The organism is Roseateles sp. YR242 (assembly GCF_900109745.1).
In the GTDB taxonomy this organism is placed as follows: Bacteria; Pseudomonadota; Gammaproteobacteria; order Burkholderiales; family Burkholderiaceae_C; genus Roseateles.
Window position 1 is genome coordinate 596,465 of sequence record NZ_FOAV01000001.1, and the last position, 15,664, is coordinate 612,128.

General features: G+C 68.0%; 12 protein-coding genes. 5 read left to right on the plus strand and 7 right to left on the minus strand.

Going from position 1 to position 15,664, the window contains the following annotated elements; genetic code table 11:
• Nucleotides 1-148 precede the first annotated feature (148 nt).
• On the plus strand, nucleotides 149-790 hold the full coding sequence (locus BMY53_RS02570; RefSeq protein WP_092943274.1) for a response regulator: 642 nt from the start codon (nucleotides 149-151) through the stop codon (nucleotides 788-790).
• A gap of 70 nt (nucleotides 791-860) precedes the next feature.
• On the opposite strand, the gene BMY53_RS02575 is transcribed toward BMY53_RS02570, so the two are convergent.
• The 3 genes from BMY53_RS02575 to orn are packed head-to-tail and all read right to left on the minus strand — an operon-like array spanning nucleotide 861 to nucleotide 5,786.
• The gene (locus BMY53_RS02575) at nucleotides 861-3,347 is read right to left on the minus strand and encodes a hypothetical protein (protein ID WP_092943275.1); all 2,487 of its coding nucleotides are present in this window, start codon (nucleotides 3,345-3,347) and stop codon (nucleotides 861-863) included.
• Complete coding sequence (locus BMY53_RS02580) at nucleotides 3,344-5,182, minus strand: chorismate-binding protein (protein ID WP_092943277.1); 1,839 nt, start codon at nucleotides 5,180-5,182, stop codon at nucleotides 3,344-3,346. The genes BMY53_RS02575 and BMY53_RS02580 overlap by 4 nt, the downstream gene beginning before the upstream one ends.
• A 10-nt stretch (nucleotides 5,183-5,192) precedes the next feature.
• A complete protein-coding gene (gene orn / locus BMY53_RS02585; RefSeq protein ID WP_092943279.1) occupies nucleotides 5,193-5,786 on the minus strand; it encodes an oligoribonuclease in 594 nt (197 codons plus the stop codon).
• Between the two features lie 103 nt (nucleotides 5,787-5,889).
• Between orn and BMY53_RS02590 the strand changes: the two genes are divergently transcribed.
• Both BMY53_RS02590 and rsgA read left to right on the plus strand, forming a co-directional pair.
• On the plus strand, nucleotides 5,890-7,251 hold the full coding sequence (locus tag BMY53_RS02590) for a M48 family metallopeptidase (RefSeq protein WP_092943281.1): 1,362 nt from the start codon (nucleotides 5,890-5,892) through the stop codon (nucleotides 7,249-7,251).
• Nucleotides 7,248-8,150 carry a ribosome small subunit-dependent GTPase A gene (gene rsgA, locus BMY53_RS02595; RefSeq protein ID WP_092943283.1) on the plus strand — a complete coding sequence of 301 codons (903 nt, stop codon included), beginning with the start codon at nucleotides 7,248-7,250 and terminating at the stop codon, nucleotides 8,148-8,150. Before BMY53_RS02590 ends, rsgA begins: the two co-directional genes overlap by 4 nt.
• A gap of 43 nt (nucleotides 8,151-8,193) precedes the next feature.
• Here rsgA and BMY53_RS02600 read toward each other — a convergent pair whose 3' ends face one another.
• From BMY53_RS02600 to BMY53_RS02615, 4 genes are all read right to left on the minus strand, one after another.
• Nucleotides 8,194-8,508 (minus strand): hypothetical protein, encoded by a 315-nt coding sequence (locus BMY53_RS02600; RefSeq protein WP_092943285.1) that lies wholly within the window; start codon nucleotides 8,506-8,508, stop codon nucleotides 8,194-8,196.
• 13 nt (nucleotides 8,509-8,521) lie between these two features.
• The gene (locus BMY53_RS02605) at nucleotides 8,522-9,352 is read right to left on the minus strand and encodes an SDR family oxidoreductase (RefSeq protein WP_092943287.1); all 831 of its coding nucleotides are present in this window, start codon (nucleotides 9,350-9,352) and stop codon (nucleotides 8,522-8,524) included.
• Nucleotides 9,353-9,852: 500 nt separating this feature from the next.
• Entirely contained in the window at nucleotides 9,853-11,958 is a 2,106-nt protein-coding gene (locus tag BMY53_RS02610) for a M3 family metallopeptidase (protein WP_092943289.1), read from the minus strand.
• Between the two features lie 126 nt (nucleotides 11,959-12,084).
• Entirely contained in the window at nucleotides 12,085-12,759 is a 675-nt protein-coding gene (locus tag BMY53_RS02615) for a hypothetical protein (RefSeq protein WP_092943291.1), read from the minus strand.
• An 89-nt stretch (nucleotides 12,760-12,848) separates the two neighbouring features.
• Between BMY53_RS02615 and BMY53_RS02620 the strand changes: the two genes are divergently transcribed.
• The gene (locus BMY53_RS02620) at nucleotides 12,849-13,409 is read left to right on the plus strand and encodes a YaeQ family protein (RefSeq protein ID WP_092943293.1); all 561 of its coding nucleotides are present in this window, start codon (nucleotides 12,849-12,851) and stop codon (nucleotides 13,407-13,409) included.
• 123 nt (nucleotides 13,410-13,532) lie between these two features.
• On the plus strand, nucleotides 13,533-15,653 hold the full coding sequence (locus BMY53_RS02625; RefSeq protein WP_255370001.1) for a prolyl oligopeptidase family serine peptidase: 2,121 nt from the start codon (nucleotides 13,533-13,535) through the stop codon (nucleotides 15,651-15,653).
• Nucleotides 15,654-15,664 lie beyond the last annotated feature (11 nt).

Genomic DNA, 15,664 nt, shown 5'->3' on the forward strand with positions numbered 1-15,664 from the left:
GCGCCACCAGCCGAGCCACAGGGAGGCGCGCCTCACTCGATCGGGTGATACCGGCACCATGGAATGTTGACGGTGCTCCCGCAACCGCGTTAATGTGCTTGCAGGGGCTTCTCCAGGGAGCTCTCAGCCCTGGAGCCACCTGGCCAACATGCCTGAATTCAACGACCGCCCGATTCGCCTTCTTGTTGTGGATGACCACCCGATGGTCCGCATGGGCATTGGCGCGATCATCGCCGGGCAGCCCGACATGACCCTGGTCGCTGAAGCGGCGGACGGGCTGGAGGCGCTGAGCCTTTACGAGCAGCACCGGCCCGACATCACCCTGATGGATCTGCAGATGCCGCGCATGGACGGCATGGTGGCGATGGCGGAAATCCTGAAGCGCTCGCCCTCCGCCCGCATCATGGTGCTGACCACCTACCGGGGGGATGTGCACGCGCTGCGGGCACTCAAGACCGGCGCCTCGGGCTATCTGTTGAAGAGCACCATCCGCAAGGAGTTTGTGACGGCGGTGCGCAGCGTGCATGCCGGCAAGCGCTTTGTGGCGCCGGAGGTGGCGCTGGAACTGTCGTTGCGGGTCACGGAAGACGGGCTGTCGGCCCGGGAAGTGGAAGTGATCGGTGAAGTGGCGGCGGGTGGGCCCAACAAGCAGGTCGCCGACCGGCTCGGCGTGTCGGAAGAGACGGTCAAGACCCACATGAAGAGCATTCTGGTGAAGCTCGGGGCTCGTGACCGCCTGCAGGCCGTGATCATTGCGATGCGGCGAGGGATTCTGAACAGCGAGCCGTAGGCGGGCTCAACTGGCCGGCCCGATGCACCGGCTCAATGCACGGGCTCAACGCACGGCCGGCCCCAGCGCCTCAAAGCCCTTCCAGCAAGGCCGGCAGCACCGCCATCAACGCCTCGATCTGCGCTTGGTCCAGCCATGCCGGTGGCGCGTCCAGCCAATCCGGGAATGACAGGCCCTTGGCATGCGCCTTGGAGAGGCTCGTGTCGAGCGAACCCGTGATCAGCAGCAGCGCAGCCGGCACGCCACAGGCGTCATCGCCACAAGCCAGGGCCACCCGTTCATCCACGGTTTCAGCCTGCCACGGCAGGTCGGCATGGACCACGCCCATGCGCTCGTCCTCCAGCAGCCCTTCGGGCATCGCAGCCAACGCGTCATCGCTGGCCAGCAACACACCGGCCGGCGCGGCGCGCCAGGCCTGCAGCGTCTGTGCCACGGCCTCGTCACTGTCGCCTGCACGCAGGCGGTGCGGCGGGAGGCGGCGCAGTTGCGGGGATTGCGACAGGCTGTCCAGCAAGGTTTCCGAACGGCTGCAGACCAGCAGGCGGCTGGCTGCAGGCGTGGGCGACTCCACCCAGTCCCTGCGCAGCGCCAGCACGGCCTCGGCCTTGGCCGCCAGCGCCTGGCGGGAAGCCGGCGGCAGCAGTCCCAGGGCCTCCATCAGCTGTTGCTGCTCCGCACTGTTCAGGAAGGGGCGCGCCTGCCAGCGCTCCAGCGTCTGGCGCAATTGCTTGAGGGGCCCCTGCGGCAGGCTGCTGCCCGCAGCTTCCAGCCACAACGGCGTGGTCAGGCAGGCGGGCAGGCGTTCCACCAGCTCACGCTTGCGGCGGGAAAGGACCACCTGTGCCAATGCTTCCCGCAGGGCCTTCTTGCCGGCATCCGCAGGCAGGGCCCAGAAACGGGCCCACGGCCCCCGACGAGCGGTGTCCAGCCAATCCACCCAGGTGGGCAGCAGCGGGTGGCTCAGCGGCTCCTGGGCGGCGATCAGCAGCAGCTGTGCGCCTGTGCGCAACGCCAGGGCGCGAAGCGCGGCCAGCGCTTCTTCATCGATGGCGTCGATGCCGTCCACCACCAGCAATGCCGGCGCGTGCTTCGCAGTCGGCTGCTCGGCCAGCACCACCCCGCTGGCGGCGTCGCCCAGCCAGCGCGTCAGGTCGCGACGCCATGCGGCGTGTTGGGCCTCCGGCGCGATGACCAACGCGGGCGCGGCGCCGAACAGGCGTTCCCACAACCGGATGGCGGCGATCGCGGCGCCTCGTTGCCCCAGGCCCAGGTCATCCGCCACCAGCGCTCGGCCGGCGCACACGGCGAACAGGGCCGCTTCCCATTGATGCGGCGGCAGCGCGTCGGTCAGCAGGCCACGCATGGCGTCTCCATCGGACATGAAGGCCTCCAGCCGTTGCACGCGGGCCAGTGCGTCACGGCCCCAGGCCAGTTGCGGCCACACCGGCGCATCCACACGCAGCGCAACGCCGGCGGCTCGTGCCTGCGAGACCAGCGACTGCAGCCACGACTGCGATTGCTCGGCATCGCGACGCTGACGCTCGTCCAACTCGGGTTGGTCGCGCAAGGCGGCAGGCACTTCGCGACCGGCAATCCATTGCAGCCGGCGTTCGGGGCCGGGCACCAGCCAGACTTCGGCTTCGCGTGCCGGCCAGCCGGCCTCCAGCGCGTCGTGCTGCGCCTGGTCAAACAGCGACAGCAACTGCCCGCCATGCTCGCAATCGCCCTGCTCCGCATACTGGGCGCAGTCGCAGCGCCACAACGCACGGCCCAGGAGGCGCAGGTGGAAAGTGCCACCGGTCTCGCCGTCGCGCAGTTCGTAGTCGCCGAAGACACCGTCGTCCTCGCGTGCCCCCAGCGTGAAGCGCGGCGGGCCCTGTGGCTCTTCGGGTGTCTGCTCGACCACGGCGCGTCGGGGCTTGCGGCGCCCCTTGGCGGGGGGCTCGCTCTCCGGATCTGCCACCGGCAGCGGGGCGTCTGGCTCGGCGGTGGGTCCGCCGTCGGACTCGGCCCTTTGCGCAAGCGTGCGCTCGACGGGCGACGGCGCGGTCAGGCCCGCGCTCGGTCCGGCGGCCGGAAGGACCGAGGCAGCGGCATCGTCGGCCTGCAGGGCCGCCATGGTGGCGTCTTTGGCGACACCCTCTGCGGAGGCTTGTGCGACGCCTTCTGCGGCGGCCTCTGTGTCGGCCCCCGCCGGCTTGGCACGTTTGCGGGCCGGTGCACGCTTCCTGGGTTCCGCAGCCGCCTCATCCGGCTCCGCCACACGCGCGCGGCTGGGCCGCTTGCGCGCCGGTTTGGCCACGGCTTCGGGCGCCGCTTCGGCCGGTTCCGGTACAACCGGCGCACCGGCTGCACCCGCCTCATGGTCGTCTTCATCCGCCATCAGCGCCTGGAAGATGTCCTCCACCGCGTCGTCGATCGACGCGGGCATCAGCGAGGGCTTGGGCACGAGGTCCAGCGATACATCGCCAACGATGTCGGCAATGACTTCCGCCGGTGCCATCGCGGCGCGGGGATTGCGCGCCGGTGCACGGCGCTTGGGGGGAGTGGTACTCATGAATGATCCTGCGGCAGCAGCCGGGCTTCGCGCCAGCCACGCACACTGTTGAAGACGGCGAGCGCATGGGCCCGCTGCAAATCGGTGACAAGGAGCCGGGCCTCGCGGATGCGGCCCTGTTCCAGAAGTTCTTCCCGCATCACCCCCGGCAGCAGGCCGGCGTCGATGTGGGGCGTGAGCCAGGGGCTGTCGGGCCCATCCAGCTGCACGGCAAGGTTGGTCAGGCAGCCCTCGGTGAGTTCGCCTTCGCGGTTGAACAGCAGCACATCAAAGCAACTGGCCGGCTTGCGGTCCAGCAGGGCCTGGTAGACCGCCCGGCGGGTGGTCTTGTGCTGAAGGAATTCGGCGTCGGGCCCGCGCGCATCGATCGGCGCGTCGGCCAGGGCCAGCCATACGGCTGAACGGTCGTGCACCAGCGGCTGCACGTCCTGCGTCCACTCACCGGTACGCCCGACCGTGATGCGCACCCGCCACAGCCCCTGGGTATGGCCGGCGGCGATGACGGCCAGACGTTCGCGCACCTGGTCCATGGCGGCATGCATGCCGAAGTGGCGCATGGTGCGTTGGAGCCGCGCCAGGTGACGGGATTCGCGCTGGAAGACGCCGTCCTCCAGCCGCAGGGTCTCCAGCACGGCGATGGGCGCCTGCGCCCGCGACAGGAAGCGCGCCTTGGCCCGCCATTCGTCCAGCTCGGCGGCCGGTGTGGCATCCAGCGTGATAGCGCTGCCGATGCCGCATTCGGCATCAGCGCCCTGCACACTGACGGTACGGATGGGCACATTGAAGGTCGCGACGCCGCCGGGCTGCAACAGCCCCAGCGCGCCGGTATACCAGCCCCGGCGGGACGGCTCCAGCTCGTGGATGATCTGCATGGCACGCCGCTTGGGCGCCCCGGTGACGGAACCGCACGGGAACAGGGCGGCAAAGACGTCGTCCAGCTTCAGCCCCGCCCGGCTGACGGCACTGACGGTGGAGGTCATCTGCCAGACCGTGGGCAGCGCATGCAACTCGAACAAGCGGGGCACACGCACCGAGCCCGTCACCGCCACGCGCGCGAGGTCGTTGCGCAGCAGGTCCACGATCATGAGGTTCTCCGCCCGTTCTTTCTCGCTGGTGCGCAGGTAGGCCTGGGCAGCCTCGTCGGCAGCACGGTCGCGGCCGCGTGGCGCAGTGCCCTTCATCGGCTGGGTGGAGAGCAGCCAGGTCTGCGTGGCGGCGGGGTCCTCCGGCAGCGGGCGCCAGTCGAAGAACAACTCGGGGGACACACTCGCCACCGTGTCGCCACTCTCCAGGCGCAGCAACAGCGCAAAGCCGCCCGGCTGGGCCGCATGCAGGGAGAAGAAGTAATCGGTGATGTCGAACCCCTCCCCCGCCGTGGCTTGCAGCCGGGTGGTGAGGTTGACCTGATAGCAGTCGCCCGCACGGATGTAGTCGCGCACACGCTCAATCTGCGCGGCTTCCGACGCCTCGCCCTGCACATCGCGCCATGCGGACAGCGCATGGGATGGCAGCGCCGCAGGCGGGCGCCAATCGGCCGGCGCTTCATGCCAGATGGAAAACTCGGCCAGCGGCATGTCCGCCCGGCCGGGCAAGGCCGGGTCCAGGGCTGCAGCCGCTTCATAACGCAGCCCGCCCAGCACCCACGCGCCTGCCCGCGCAGCCTCGTGCGCCTCGCCCAGGACGGCGCGCAGCTCGGCCGCCTCGCGCGCGATCAGGCGCCGTGCCGGCGGGTGCTCGAAGCAGCCGCGCACACGTTCACCGTCCTCGCGCGCCAGCGGGTGGCGCGGAAAGTCAAAAGCCGCCCACAGCGATGTCGGGCGGCGAGCCTCTTGCATGGTGCGGGGATCAGTCGAGCTTGAGGAACTGCTCGCGATAGTGGATCAGTTCGTCGATGGACTCATGGATGTCGGCCAGAGCGGTGTGCTTCTGCGCCTTCTTGAAACCGTCCAGTGCGGCAGGCTTCCAGCGGCGCGCCAGTTCCTTCAGCGTCGACACATCGAGGTTGCGGTAGTGGAAGAAGGACTCCAGCTTGGGCATGTAGTTGGCCAGGAAACGGCGGTCCTGGCAGATGGAGTTGCCGCTCATGGGCGACTTGCCGGCTGGCACATAGTTCTTCAGGAACTCAATGACCTGCGCCTGGGCTTCGTCCTCGCTGACGGTGGACGCCTTGACGCGGTCGATCAGGCCGCTCTTGCCGTGGGTGCCCTTGTTCCAGGCATCCATCTTGTCCAGCGTCTCGTTGCTCTGATGGATGGCGAAGACGGGGCCTTCCACGCGGATGGCCAGGGACGGGTCGGTGACCACCACCGCGATTTCGATGATGCGGTCGGTGTCCGGGAACAGCCCGGTCATTTCCAGGTCGATCCAGATGAGGTTCTGGTCGCTGATGGCCAGCGTGGGGGGCGGCGTGGGGGTCGCGGAGGAGGTGTCGGTGCTCATAACAATCCTTGTTGGGCAGCCGGCAGCGCACGCCCCGGCCTGCGGGGGGAGCGTCACCGGCAATCGGGCGATTGTCGCAGGCTCGGGCCTACACTCCACGCATATGCACACTTCCGATCCCTGGTCCGTGAATGCCCTCTCCCTGAGCCTGATCTTCGTGGCCGCGGTCGTCCTGTCCTTTCTGGCCAAGCTCTGGCTGTCGGGCCGCCAGGTGCGGCATGTGGCCCGGCACCGTAGCGCCGTCCCCGACGCCTTTGCCGGCACGGTGCCGCTCAGCGCGCACCAGAAGGCGGCGGACTACACCATGGCGCGCAGCCGCGCCGGCACGCTGCACCTGGCCTGGGACACCGCCCTGCTGATCGGCTGGACGCTGCTGGGCGGCCTGGACCTGCTGAACCAGTGGATGCTGTCATGGCTGCCGCAGCTGGGCCCGATGGGTTACCAACTCGGCCTGCTGACCGGTTTTGCCCTGCTGTCCGGCGTGCTGGACCTGCCTTGGTCGCTGTACAACACCTTCCGGCTGGAGCAACGCTTCGGCTTCAACCGCACGACGCTCAAGCTGTTTGTGCTGGATGGCCTCAAGGGCCTGGTGGTCGGCGCTTTGCTGGGGCTGCCCATTGCCGCTGTCATCCTGTGGCTGATGGCCGCGGCCGGCCAAGCCTGGTGGCTGTGGGCCTGGGCCGTGTGGATGGGGTTCAACCTGCTGATGCTGGTGCTCTACCCCACGGTGATCGCACCGCTGTTCAACAAGTTCGAGCCGCTGTCCGACGCCACCTTGCGTGAACGTGTGCAGGCGCTGATGGCGCGCTGCGGGTTTGCTGCCAAGGGCTTGTTCGTGATGGACGGCAGCCGCCGTTCCGCCCATGGCAATGCCTACTTCACCGGCCTGGGCGCCTCCAAGCGCGTGGTCTTCTTCGACACGCTGCTGGCGCGCCTGAACCCGCCGGAAGTGGAAGCCGTGCTGGCGCATGAACTGGGCCACTTCAAGCGCCGCCATGTGCTCAAGCGCATGGTGCTGATGTTCGCGCTCAGCCTGGCCGGCTTCGCGCTGCTCGGCGCCCTGAGCGCGCAGCCGCAGTTCTATCTGGGCCTGGGCGTGCGCCCGAGCCTGGGCGCCCCCAACGACGCGCTGGCGTTGCTGCTGTTCATGCTGGCGCTGCCGCCGTTCACCTTCTTCCTGACGCCGTTGATGTCTTACTGGTCCCGCAAGCACGAGTTCGAGGCGGATGCCTATGCCTGTGAACAGGCCAGCGGCCAGGACCTCACCGCGGCGCTGCTCAAGCTGCATGAAGACAACGCCGGCACGTTGACGCCCGACCCGGTGTTTGCACGCTTCTATTACTCGCATCCGCCCGCGAGTGAACGGCTCGCCGCCATCGCGGCCCACCCCGACCCGCGAGGAGCGGGCAGCCTGGGGAACCTCGGTGGTGGTGTGAGTGGTGGTGTGAGTGGTGGTGCCGCATGAAGGCGCAGCAGACTGGCCTGGTGGTGCGCGGTCATGGCCGGCACTATGTGGTGGAAGACGACAACGGCGAGCGCGTCCACTGCCTGACGCGGGGCAAGAAGAGCGACTGCGTGGTGGGCGACCGCGTGCGCTGGCAGCGCAGCAGCGACCACGAAGGCGTGATCGAGAAGCTGGAGCCCCGGCGCAACCTGCTGTTCCGGCAGGACGAATGGAAGACCAAGAGCTTTGCCGCCAACCTGGACCGCCTGCTGGTGCTGGTGGCGGCGGAGCCGCAGTTCTCCGAGTCCCAGCTCACCCGCGCGTTGATCGCGGCGGACAGCGCGGGCATCACCACCGACATCCTGCTCAACAAGACCGACCTGCCGCAGGCCGAAGCCGCGCGTCAGCGCCTGGCCCCCTACAAGGCCATGGGCCAGCAGGTGCTGGAACTGAGCCTCAAGGGCAAGCCGGACGAAGCCCGGGAGACGCTCATGCCGTTGCTGGAGGGCCGATCCACGCTGGTGCTGGGCCCCAGCGGCACCGGCAAGAGCACCTTGATCAATCTGCTGGTGCCGGACGCCCGCGCGCAGGTGGGCGAAATCTCCCAGGCGCTGAATTCAGGCCGGCACACCACCACCACCACCCAGTGGTACTGGATGGACGCCGAGCGCCAGACGGCGCTGATCGACTCACCGGGTTTCCAGGAGTTCGGGCTGCGGCAGATCCCCGCGCCTGAGCTGGCCAGCCACATGGCGGACTTCAAGCCCTACCTGGGCGAATGCCGCTTTCACAACTGCAGCCACCGGCATGAGCCGGGCTGCTCGGTGCTGGTGGCGGTGGAGGCGGGCAAGATCAGCCCGTCGCGTTATCGCATCTACGACGAGCTCTGGCAGGAGCTGAGCAGCCCGCCGCGATATTGACCTTGCGGGGGACGCAGGGCTGCGCGGCTGCGGGCCGCTGCGGTCAGCGGTCCAGCCGGGGCTGTTGTTGTGGCGGCTGCGGCTGATGTGGCTGCTGCGGTACTTCCCGCACTTCCACATCCACCACCTCGCCCATCGGTTCGGCCTGGCGCTTGAACGCCTGAGCCCGGAAATCCGATGCAGTGCGGAACACGCCCATCGTGGGCCGTTGCAGCGGCCGGCCCCGGAGCAGGCTCCAGACCAGCAGCACGCCGAACACCACCAGGCCCACCAGCAGCAGCGCCAGGAAGAGCAGCAGGAACAGGGCGGCGCGAACCACACGGGCCACCAGGGTCAACAGTTCAGAGATCAGGTTCATCGTTTGTCGGGGCTCAACCACGTCCAATATAGGGCATCTTGGTGGCCATCACCGTCAGGAAAGGCACGTTGGCGGACAGCGGCAATTCCGCCATGTAGAGCAGCGCGCTGGCGGCGTGGTCCACATCCATGGTGGGCTCCGGCACCACGGCGCCGTGCGCCTGGGGCAGGCCCTTGGAGAAGTTCACGGTGAGATCTGTCTGGGCATTGCCGATGTCGAGTTGACCGGCGGCGATGTCGTAGGCGCGGCCGTCCAGCGCCAGCGTTTTGGTCAGGCCGGTGATGGCGTGTTTGGTGCTGGTGTAGGCCACCGAGCCTGGGCGCGGCGCGTGTGCGGAGATGGAACCGTTGTTGATGATGCGGCCGCCCTGGGGCGATTGCGCCTTCATCAGGGCGAAGGCTTCGCGGGCGCAGAGGAAGCTGCCGGTGAGGTTCACGTCCACCACGGCGCGCCATTGGGCGACGCTCAGTTGGTCGATCTCCATGCCGCGGGCGCTCATGCCGGCGTTGTTGAAGAGCAGGTCCAGGCGGCCGAAATGTTCCTTCACCGCACGAAAGGCGGCGGCCACCTGGGCCTCGTCCGACACGTCGGTGGGGAGCACCAGGGCGCGGTGCGGTGCCTCGGCGGCGGTGGCTTCCAGCGCTTGCGCGCGGCGGCCCAGCAGGGCGACCTGCCAGCCTGCTGCCATCAGCTTGCGTGCGGCGGCGCGCCCGATGCCGGAGCCGGCGCCGGTCACCACGGCGAAGCGTGTCCGCGCCTGCTCGGTGGAAGCACTCCCCTGGGCAGCAGAGGAATCGTTGGCGGCATTCCCGCCCGTAGAGGTGTTGGAGGCATGGGTGTCCATGCACCAAATGATAGGCCCCTCTCAACCGCCCCAAGCTGGCACCGGCCGCTCAGCGTTGGGGGCTCCCGGCCAAGACTCCTCTGCATCGAGGCGCGCCGAACGCGCGATGCGTCGTTCAAGCGGGGCTCTGGTAGGCGCGGAGGGCCACCGCCGGGCCGCCCCAAGGTGGCCCATAGCCCCCTCGGGGGGCGGATGGGCGGGCCCGAAGCCCGAACAGCCGGGGGGTTCCATCATCCGCATCGAGTCGCTTGAACGCGCGAAGCGTCGTTCAAGCGGGGCTCTGGTATGCGCGGAGGGCCACCGCCGGGCCGCCCCAAGGTGGCCCGTAGCCCCCTCGGGGGGCGGATGGGCGGGCCCGAGGCCCGAACAGCCGGGGGCTCCATCATTTCGCGCCGAACGCGCGCAGCGCCGTTCAAGCGGGGCTCTGGTAGGCGAACGGGGCCACCGCAGGGCCGCCCCAAGGTGGCCCTTAGCCCCCTCGGGGGGCGGATGGACAGGCCCTAGGCCTGGACAGCCGGGGGCTCCACCAATCCTCGCCCCTGGAGCATCGGCGTGACCTGCGCGTCGCGGCCGCGGAAGGCGCGGTAGGTGGCGCCGGGTTCGCGGCTGTTGCCAACGGACAGGATGTTGTCCAGCAGCGACTTCGCGGTCGCAGCATCAAAGGGGTCACCCGCTTCGACAAAGGCCTCGTAGGCATCGCAGTCCAGCACTTCTGCCCACAGGTAGACGTAGTACTGCGCCGCATAGAAGTTGCCCGAGAACAGATGCTGGAAGTGCGTGAACCGGTGGTTCATGCCCACAGCCGCTGGCAGGCCCAGGCGTTGCAGGGTCTCGCGCTCGAAGGCCACCACGTCCGGCACATCACCAGTGCCCAGGCCGTGGATGGCCTGGTCCACCAGCGCGGAGGCGCAATAGCGGACCGTCTCGTAGCCCTGGTTGAAGGTGGCCGCCGCCTTGATCTTGTCCAGCAAGGCGTCCGGGATGGGCTCGCCGGTGCGGAAGTGGCGCGCGTGGCGCTTGAGCACCGCAGGCTCCGCCATCCAGTGTTCCATCAGCTGCGAAGGCAGCTCGACGAAGTCCCGCAGCACCTGGGTGCCGGAGAGCCGCTCGAACTCCACCTGCGAAAGCAGCCCGTGCAGACCGTGGCCAAACTCGTGGAAGAGCGTGCGGGTGTCGTCAAACGAGAGCAGCGTGGGCTCGCCCGGTGCGCCCTTGGCGAAGTTGTTGTTGTTCAGGATGATGGGCAAGGCCTCGATGCCGTTGCGGGCCTGCCAGCGCAGGGCATTCATCCAGGCACCGCTGCGCTTGGTCGGGCGGGCGAAATTGTCCTGCACAAACAGGCCGCGCACCCGGCCATCGGCCTGCCGAACCTCGTAGACCTTCACGTCCGCGTGATAACCCGCCACCTGCGGCTGGTGCACGAAGCGCAGACCGAACAGGCGGCCGGCGCAGTCGAACATGGCCTGCACCATCGCGTCCAGCGGGAAATAAGGCTTCACCTCGGTCTCGTCCAGCTGATAGCGCTGCTGGCGCACCTTCTCGGCGTAGTAGCGCCAGTCCCAATCCTGGATGGGGTCGGCATGGCCCAGCCGCTCGCGCTCGGCATCCAGCAAGGCGCGTTCACGTTCCACGGCCGCCTTCGCGGGTTCCCAGACCTGGCCGAGCAAACCCTGAACGGCCGCCGGTTTGCCGGCCATGGTGTCGGCCAGGGCGTAATCGGCGTAGTGCGCATAACCATGCAGCACGGCCTGTTCATGACGCAGGCGCAGGATCTCGCGGATGAGGTCGCGGTTGTCGCTTTCCCCCGCGTGTTCCCCACGGCTCACCCAGGCACGCCAGGCCTGCTCGCGCAGGTCGCGGCGTTCGCTGAAGGTCAGGAAGGGGGCAATCAGAGAGCGGGAGAGCGTGATGACGTGGGCCTCGGGCGCCGTCAAGCCCCGGTCCAGCGCGGCCTGACGGGCGGCGGCTCGCACGAAGCCCGGCAGGCCAGCCAGTTCGTCTTCAGTGCGCAGCACCAGTTGGTAGCCGCCTTCATCCGCCAGCACGTTCTGGCCAAAGCGGGTGTGCAATTCGGCCAGCCGCTCCATCAGCGCGGCATAGCGGCGGCGGGCCTCGCCCTGCATGCGGGCACCGGCCCGCACGAAGTCCAGGTGAATGCGTTCCAGCAGGCGGCGCTGTTGGGCGTCCAGGCCCAGATGGTCGCGTTGCTCATGCAGCGTCTCGATCCGGGCAAACAGCGCCGCGTTCATGTACACCGCATTGTTGTGAGCCGCCAGCGGAGCGGCCAGCCGGCGTTGTGCCGCTTGCAGTGCCGGGGAGGTGGCAGAGGCGCTCAACGTGGAGAACAGGTGTTCCAGCGCGGTCAGGCGGCGGCCGCTGCGGTCGAACGCCGCCACGGTGTTGGCAAAGCTCGGGGCCTCGGTCTGGGAGGCCATCAAGGCCAACTCGGCGCGGTGTTCCGCCAGGGCCTGCTCAAAAGCGGGTTCAAAGTGCTCGGGACGGATGGCGGCAAACGGCGGCAAGCCGTAGGGGCCCTCCCAAGCCTTCAGCAGCGGATTCGCGGTGGTTTCCAGGGGCGCGGCGCTCGTAGCGGTCGTAGCAGTCATTGGCATTCCTCAATGGTCTGACAAGGACATGCGGATCGCGCACATCCCCGGCTACCGCCAATTGTAGGAACGGCGCCCGTCCCGAACTCGGGAGGGGCGCCGTGAGCGTGCGAAAGCGCGCTTTATTTACTTTTTGCCGGCAGCGATTTCTTTCTTGATCGCGATTTCGTCGGCTTCGTCATAAGGGCGATTGGCGCAGCGCTTCTTCCAGTCGTCACGCTTGTCCTGCAGCGTTTCGACGGCTTCGTTGAAGTCGTCCTGGGCCTTGGCGTGGGCATCCACACGGTCGTTGAAGCCCTTGTACTTCTCTACCCGCTCGTTGCGCTCCTTGTTGAAGGCGTCGATACGCGGCTGCAAGGCATTGGCGCGGGCGGTGTACTCCTCCTGCTTGGCCTTGAGCTGGTCCTTTTCCATCTTGGCCGCACCGGCCTCGATCTCGGCGCCAAAGGCCTTGACCGATTCGATTTCGGTCTTCAGGTCCTTGCTGCGGGTCTGCATCTCGGCCTCGGCCTTGTCCTGCTCCGCCTTGAAGGCCTTGAGCGCATCACGCTCTGCGAGAACTTCCTTTTCCTTGACCTTGAGCGAGCCGTTCTCGTCGTTCAGGGACTTGTCTTCAAACAGGCAGGAACGCAGCTCTTCGCGCGTCATCAGCTTCTGCTTGGGTTTGTCCACCACCGGCTTGCTGACCTTGTTGTTCTTGGGGTCAACCTTGGCGTTGGGGTTGGCGGTGGTCTGGCCAAAAGCCAGGCCGCAGGCCAGGATGGCGGCCACAGCGGCGGAAGTGCGCAGGGTTTGCTTCATGAGGATTCTCTCGATCCCGGTCGGGATGTCTCGTCGGTGAGGCAGGAATGATAATGCGGCGCTTCAGACTCCCTGCTTCAAGGCCCCCCATGGCGCTCAAGGCCACCATTCACAAAGCCCAGCTTCAGATCTCGGACATGGACCGCCATGTCTACGGCGACCACAACCTCACCGTGGCCCGTCACCCGTCGGAAACCGACGAGCGGATGATGCTGCGCATCCTCGCCTACGCGCTGTACCAGCCGGAAAACGACCTGCGTGGCCGCCTGGAATTCACCAAGGGCTTGTCCGAGGCCGACGACGCCGACCTCTGGCAGATCGACCTCACCGGCGAAGTGGTTCATTGGGTGGAACTGGGCCAGCCCGACGAACGCCGCCTGCGCCAGATCCAGGGCCGCTCGGAGCTGGTCACGGTGATCAGCTACGCCGCCAGCACCAACGTCTGGTGGGCCGGCATCCAGAACAAGCTGCAGCGCGCGCCCAAGCTGGCCGTCTGGCAGATCACGGCCGACCAGTCCCAGGCGCTGGCCGCCCTGGCCGAGCGCAGCATGCAGTGGCAGATCAGTATCCAGGACGGCACCGCCTACGTGACGACCGACAAGGGCGCCGTGGAAATCACCCCGCAACTGCTCAAGGACCGGGAACACTGACAGCGAACTGATACTGAGCACTGACAACGGCCAGCCCAACGGCCTTCCCAGCCTTGTTGTGCCCCTGCCGCCGCACCCGCCCGCCCTGGGCGCCCGAGCGGCCACCACCCCACGGAGACGCCTGTGACGGACAAGAACAACACCCCCCTGCCGCCCCCCAGCACCGCCACGGCGGCTGCCCCCCCCCAGGACGAGTTCCTGTGGCTGGAGGCCCTGGAGGGCGAAGAAGGCGAACGGGCGCTGGACTGGGTGAAGGCGCGTAATGCCGAGTCCCAGGCGGTGCTGCAGGGGCGCCCCGAGTTCGAACCCATCCGCCAGGAACTGCTGCAGTTGCTGAACGCGCAGGACCGCATTCCCCATGTGGCCCGGCGCGGCGACTGGTTCTACAACCTCTGGCAGGACGATGCGCACCCGCGCGGCCTGTGGCGCCGTTGCCGGATCGAGGACTACCACCTGCCCGAACCACCCTGGGTGACCGCGCTGGACCTGGACGCCCTCGGCCAGGCCGAGCAGCGCAGCTGGGTGTTCCACGGTGCCACGGCGCTGGCGCCCGAGTACCGCCGCTGCCTGGTGTCGCTCTCCGACGGTGGTGCAGATGCGGCGGAACTGCGTGAATTCGATCTGGAGACACTACGCTTCATCCCGCCGGCAGAGGGCGGATTCTTTGTGCCCGAAGCCAAGAGCGACGTGGAGTGGCTGGACGAGAACACCCTGTTCGTCGGCAGCGACTTCGGGCCGGGTTCCCTGACCGATTCCGGCTACCCGCGCCAGGTGCGCCGCTGGGCCCGGGGCTCGCCCCTGGCGGATGCCCCGGTGGTCTTCGAGGGCGAGGCCAGCGATGTCTCGGTCAGTGCCAGCGTGGACCGCACGCCCGGCTTTGAACGTGTGTTCTTCAGCCGGTCGCTGGATTTCTACAACGAATCGCGCTTCCTGTGGCGCGACGGGCAATTGGTGCCCATCGACCTGCCCAGTGACATGAGCGTCCACGCGCACGGCCCCTGGTGGCTGTTGCGCCCGCGCAGCGACTGGACGGTGGGGCGCGACCACCATCCCGCCGGCTCCCTGCTGCTGCTGGACGACCAGGCTTTCTGGCGCGGCGACCGCCAGGTGCAGACACTCTTCGCCCCCACGCCCGGCCGGTCACTGGAAGACTACACACTCACCCATCGCCATGTGCTGCTCACCATCAGCGAACATGTGGCCAGCCGCCTGGAGGAATGGGATTTGTCGGCCCGTCCGCCGACGCTGCGCACCGTCCAGGCCCCCTTCCCCGGCTCGCTGAGCGTTCAAGGGCTGCATGACTCCGAGCTGCCACAGGACCGCTGGGGCGATGACTACTTGCTGCACTACAGCGACTTCCTGAGCCCGGACAGCGTGAGCCTCGCCCATGCAGGCAGCGACCAGCGCACGCCCCTCAAGCAGCGCGGCGCGCAGTTCAACGCGGCCGGCATGACGGTGCAGCAGCATTTCGCCACCAGTGCAGACGGCGAGAACGTGCCCTACTTCGTCATCGGCGGCCCGGGCCAGGGCGCACAGACCCCCACCCTGCTCTACGGTTATGGCGGCTTCGAGGTCTCGCTGCAGCCGTGGTACTCGGGCGGCAACGGCCGCGCCTGGCTGGCCCGTGGCGGCCGGCTGGTGGTGGCCAACATCCGGGGGGGCGGCGAATACGGCCCCCGCTGGCACCAGGCCGCCACGGGTGCACACAAGCAACGCAGCTTTGACGACTTCATCGCCGTGGCCGAAGACCTGATCCGCCAGGGTCTCACCAGCCCGGCCCGCCTGGGCATCATGGGCGGCAGCAATGGCGGCCTGCTCGTGGGTGCCTGCATGGTGCAGCGACCCGAGCTCTTTGGCGCGGTGGTGTGCCAGGTCCCGCTGCTGGACATGCAGCGCTACCACCTGCTGCTGGCGGGTGCCTCCTGGGTGGCGGAATACGGCGACCCGGATCAGCCCGACGAATGGGCACACATTGCCCGCTACAGCCCCTACCAGAACCTTCGTCCAGGTGTACGTTATCCACGGGCGCTCTTCGCCACCTCGACACGTGACGACCGTGTACATCCCGGCCATGCGAGGAAAATGGCTGCTCGCCTGCTGTCCCTGGGCCAGGCGTGCTACTACTACGAGAACATCGAAGGCGGGCATGGAGGCGCAGCTGACAACCAACAGCGTGCGCAGCTGCAGGCGCTCGAGTTCAGCTATCTGTGGCAGCAACTGGGCGGGACAGGCACTGGCGCCTGAACCCCTGGAGA

What these genes read in the sequence shown, in the direction of transcription:
- BMY53_RS02570 (WP_092943274.1), top strand. Translation starts at nt 149, where the DNA reads ATGCCTGAATTCAACGACCGCCCGATTCGCCTTCTTGTTGTGGATGAC.
- BMY53_RS02575 (WP_092943275.1), bottom strand. Translation starts at nt 3,347, where the DNA reads ATGAGTACCACTCCCCCCAAGCGCCGTGCACCGGCGCGCAATCCCCGC.
- BMY53_RS02580 (WP_092943277.1), bottom strand. Translation starts at nt 5,182, where the DNA reads ATGCAAGAGGCTCGCCGCCCGACATCGCTGTGGGCGGCTTTTGACTTT.
- orn (WP_092943279.1), bottom strand. Translation starts at nt 5,786, where the DNA reads ATGAGCACCGACACCTCCTCCGCGACCCCCACGCCGCCCCCCACGCTG.
- BMY53_RS02590 (WP_092943281.1), top strand. Translation starts at nt 5,890, where the DNA reads ATGCACACTTCCGATCCCTGGTCCGTGAATGCCCTCTCCCTGAGCCTG.
- rsgA (WP_092943283.1), top strand. Translation starts at nt 7,248, where the DNA reads ATGAAGGCGCAGCAGACTGGCCTGGTGGTGCGCGGTCATGGCCGGCAC.
- BMY53_RS02600 (WP_092943285.1), bottom strand. Translation starts at nt 8,508, where the DNA reads ATGAACCTGATCTCTGAACTGTTGACCCTGGTGGCCCGTGTGGTTCGC.
- BMY53_RS02605 (WP_092943287.1), bottom strand. Translation starts at nt 9,352, where the DNA reads ATGGACACCCATGCCTCCAACACCTCTACGGGCGGGAATGCCGCCAAC.
- BMY53_RS02610 (WP_092943289.1), bottom strand. Translation starts at nt 11,958, where the DNA reads ATGACTGCTACGACCGCTACGAGCGCCGCGCCCCTGGAAACCACCGCG.
- BMY53_RS02615 (WP_092943291.1), bottom strand. Translation starts at nt 12,759, where the DNA reads ATGAAGCAAACCCTGCGCACTTCCGCCGCTGTGGCCGCCATCCTGGCC.
- BMY53_RS02620 (WP_092943293.1), top strand. Translation starts at nt 12,849, where the DNA reads ATGGCGCTCAAGGCCACCATTCACAAAGCCCAGCTTCAGATCTCGGAC.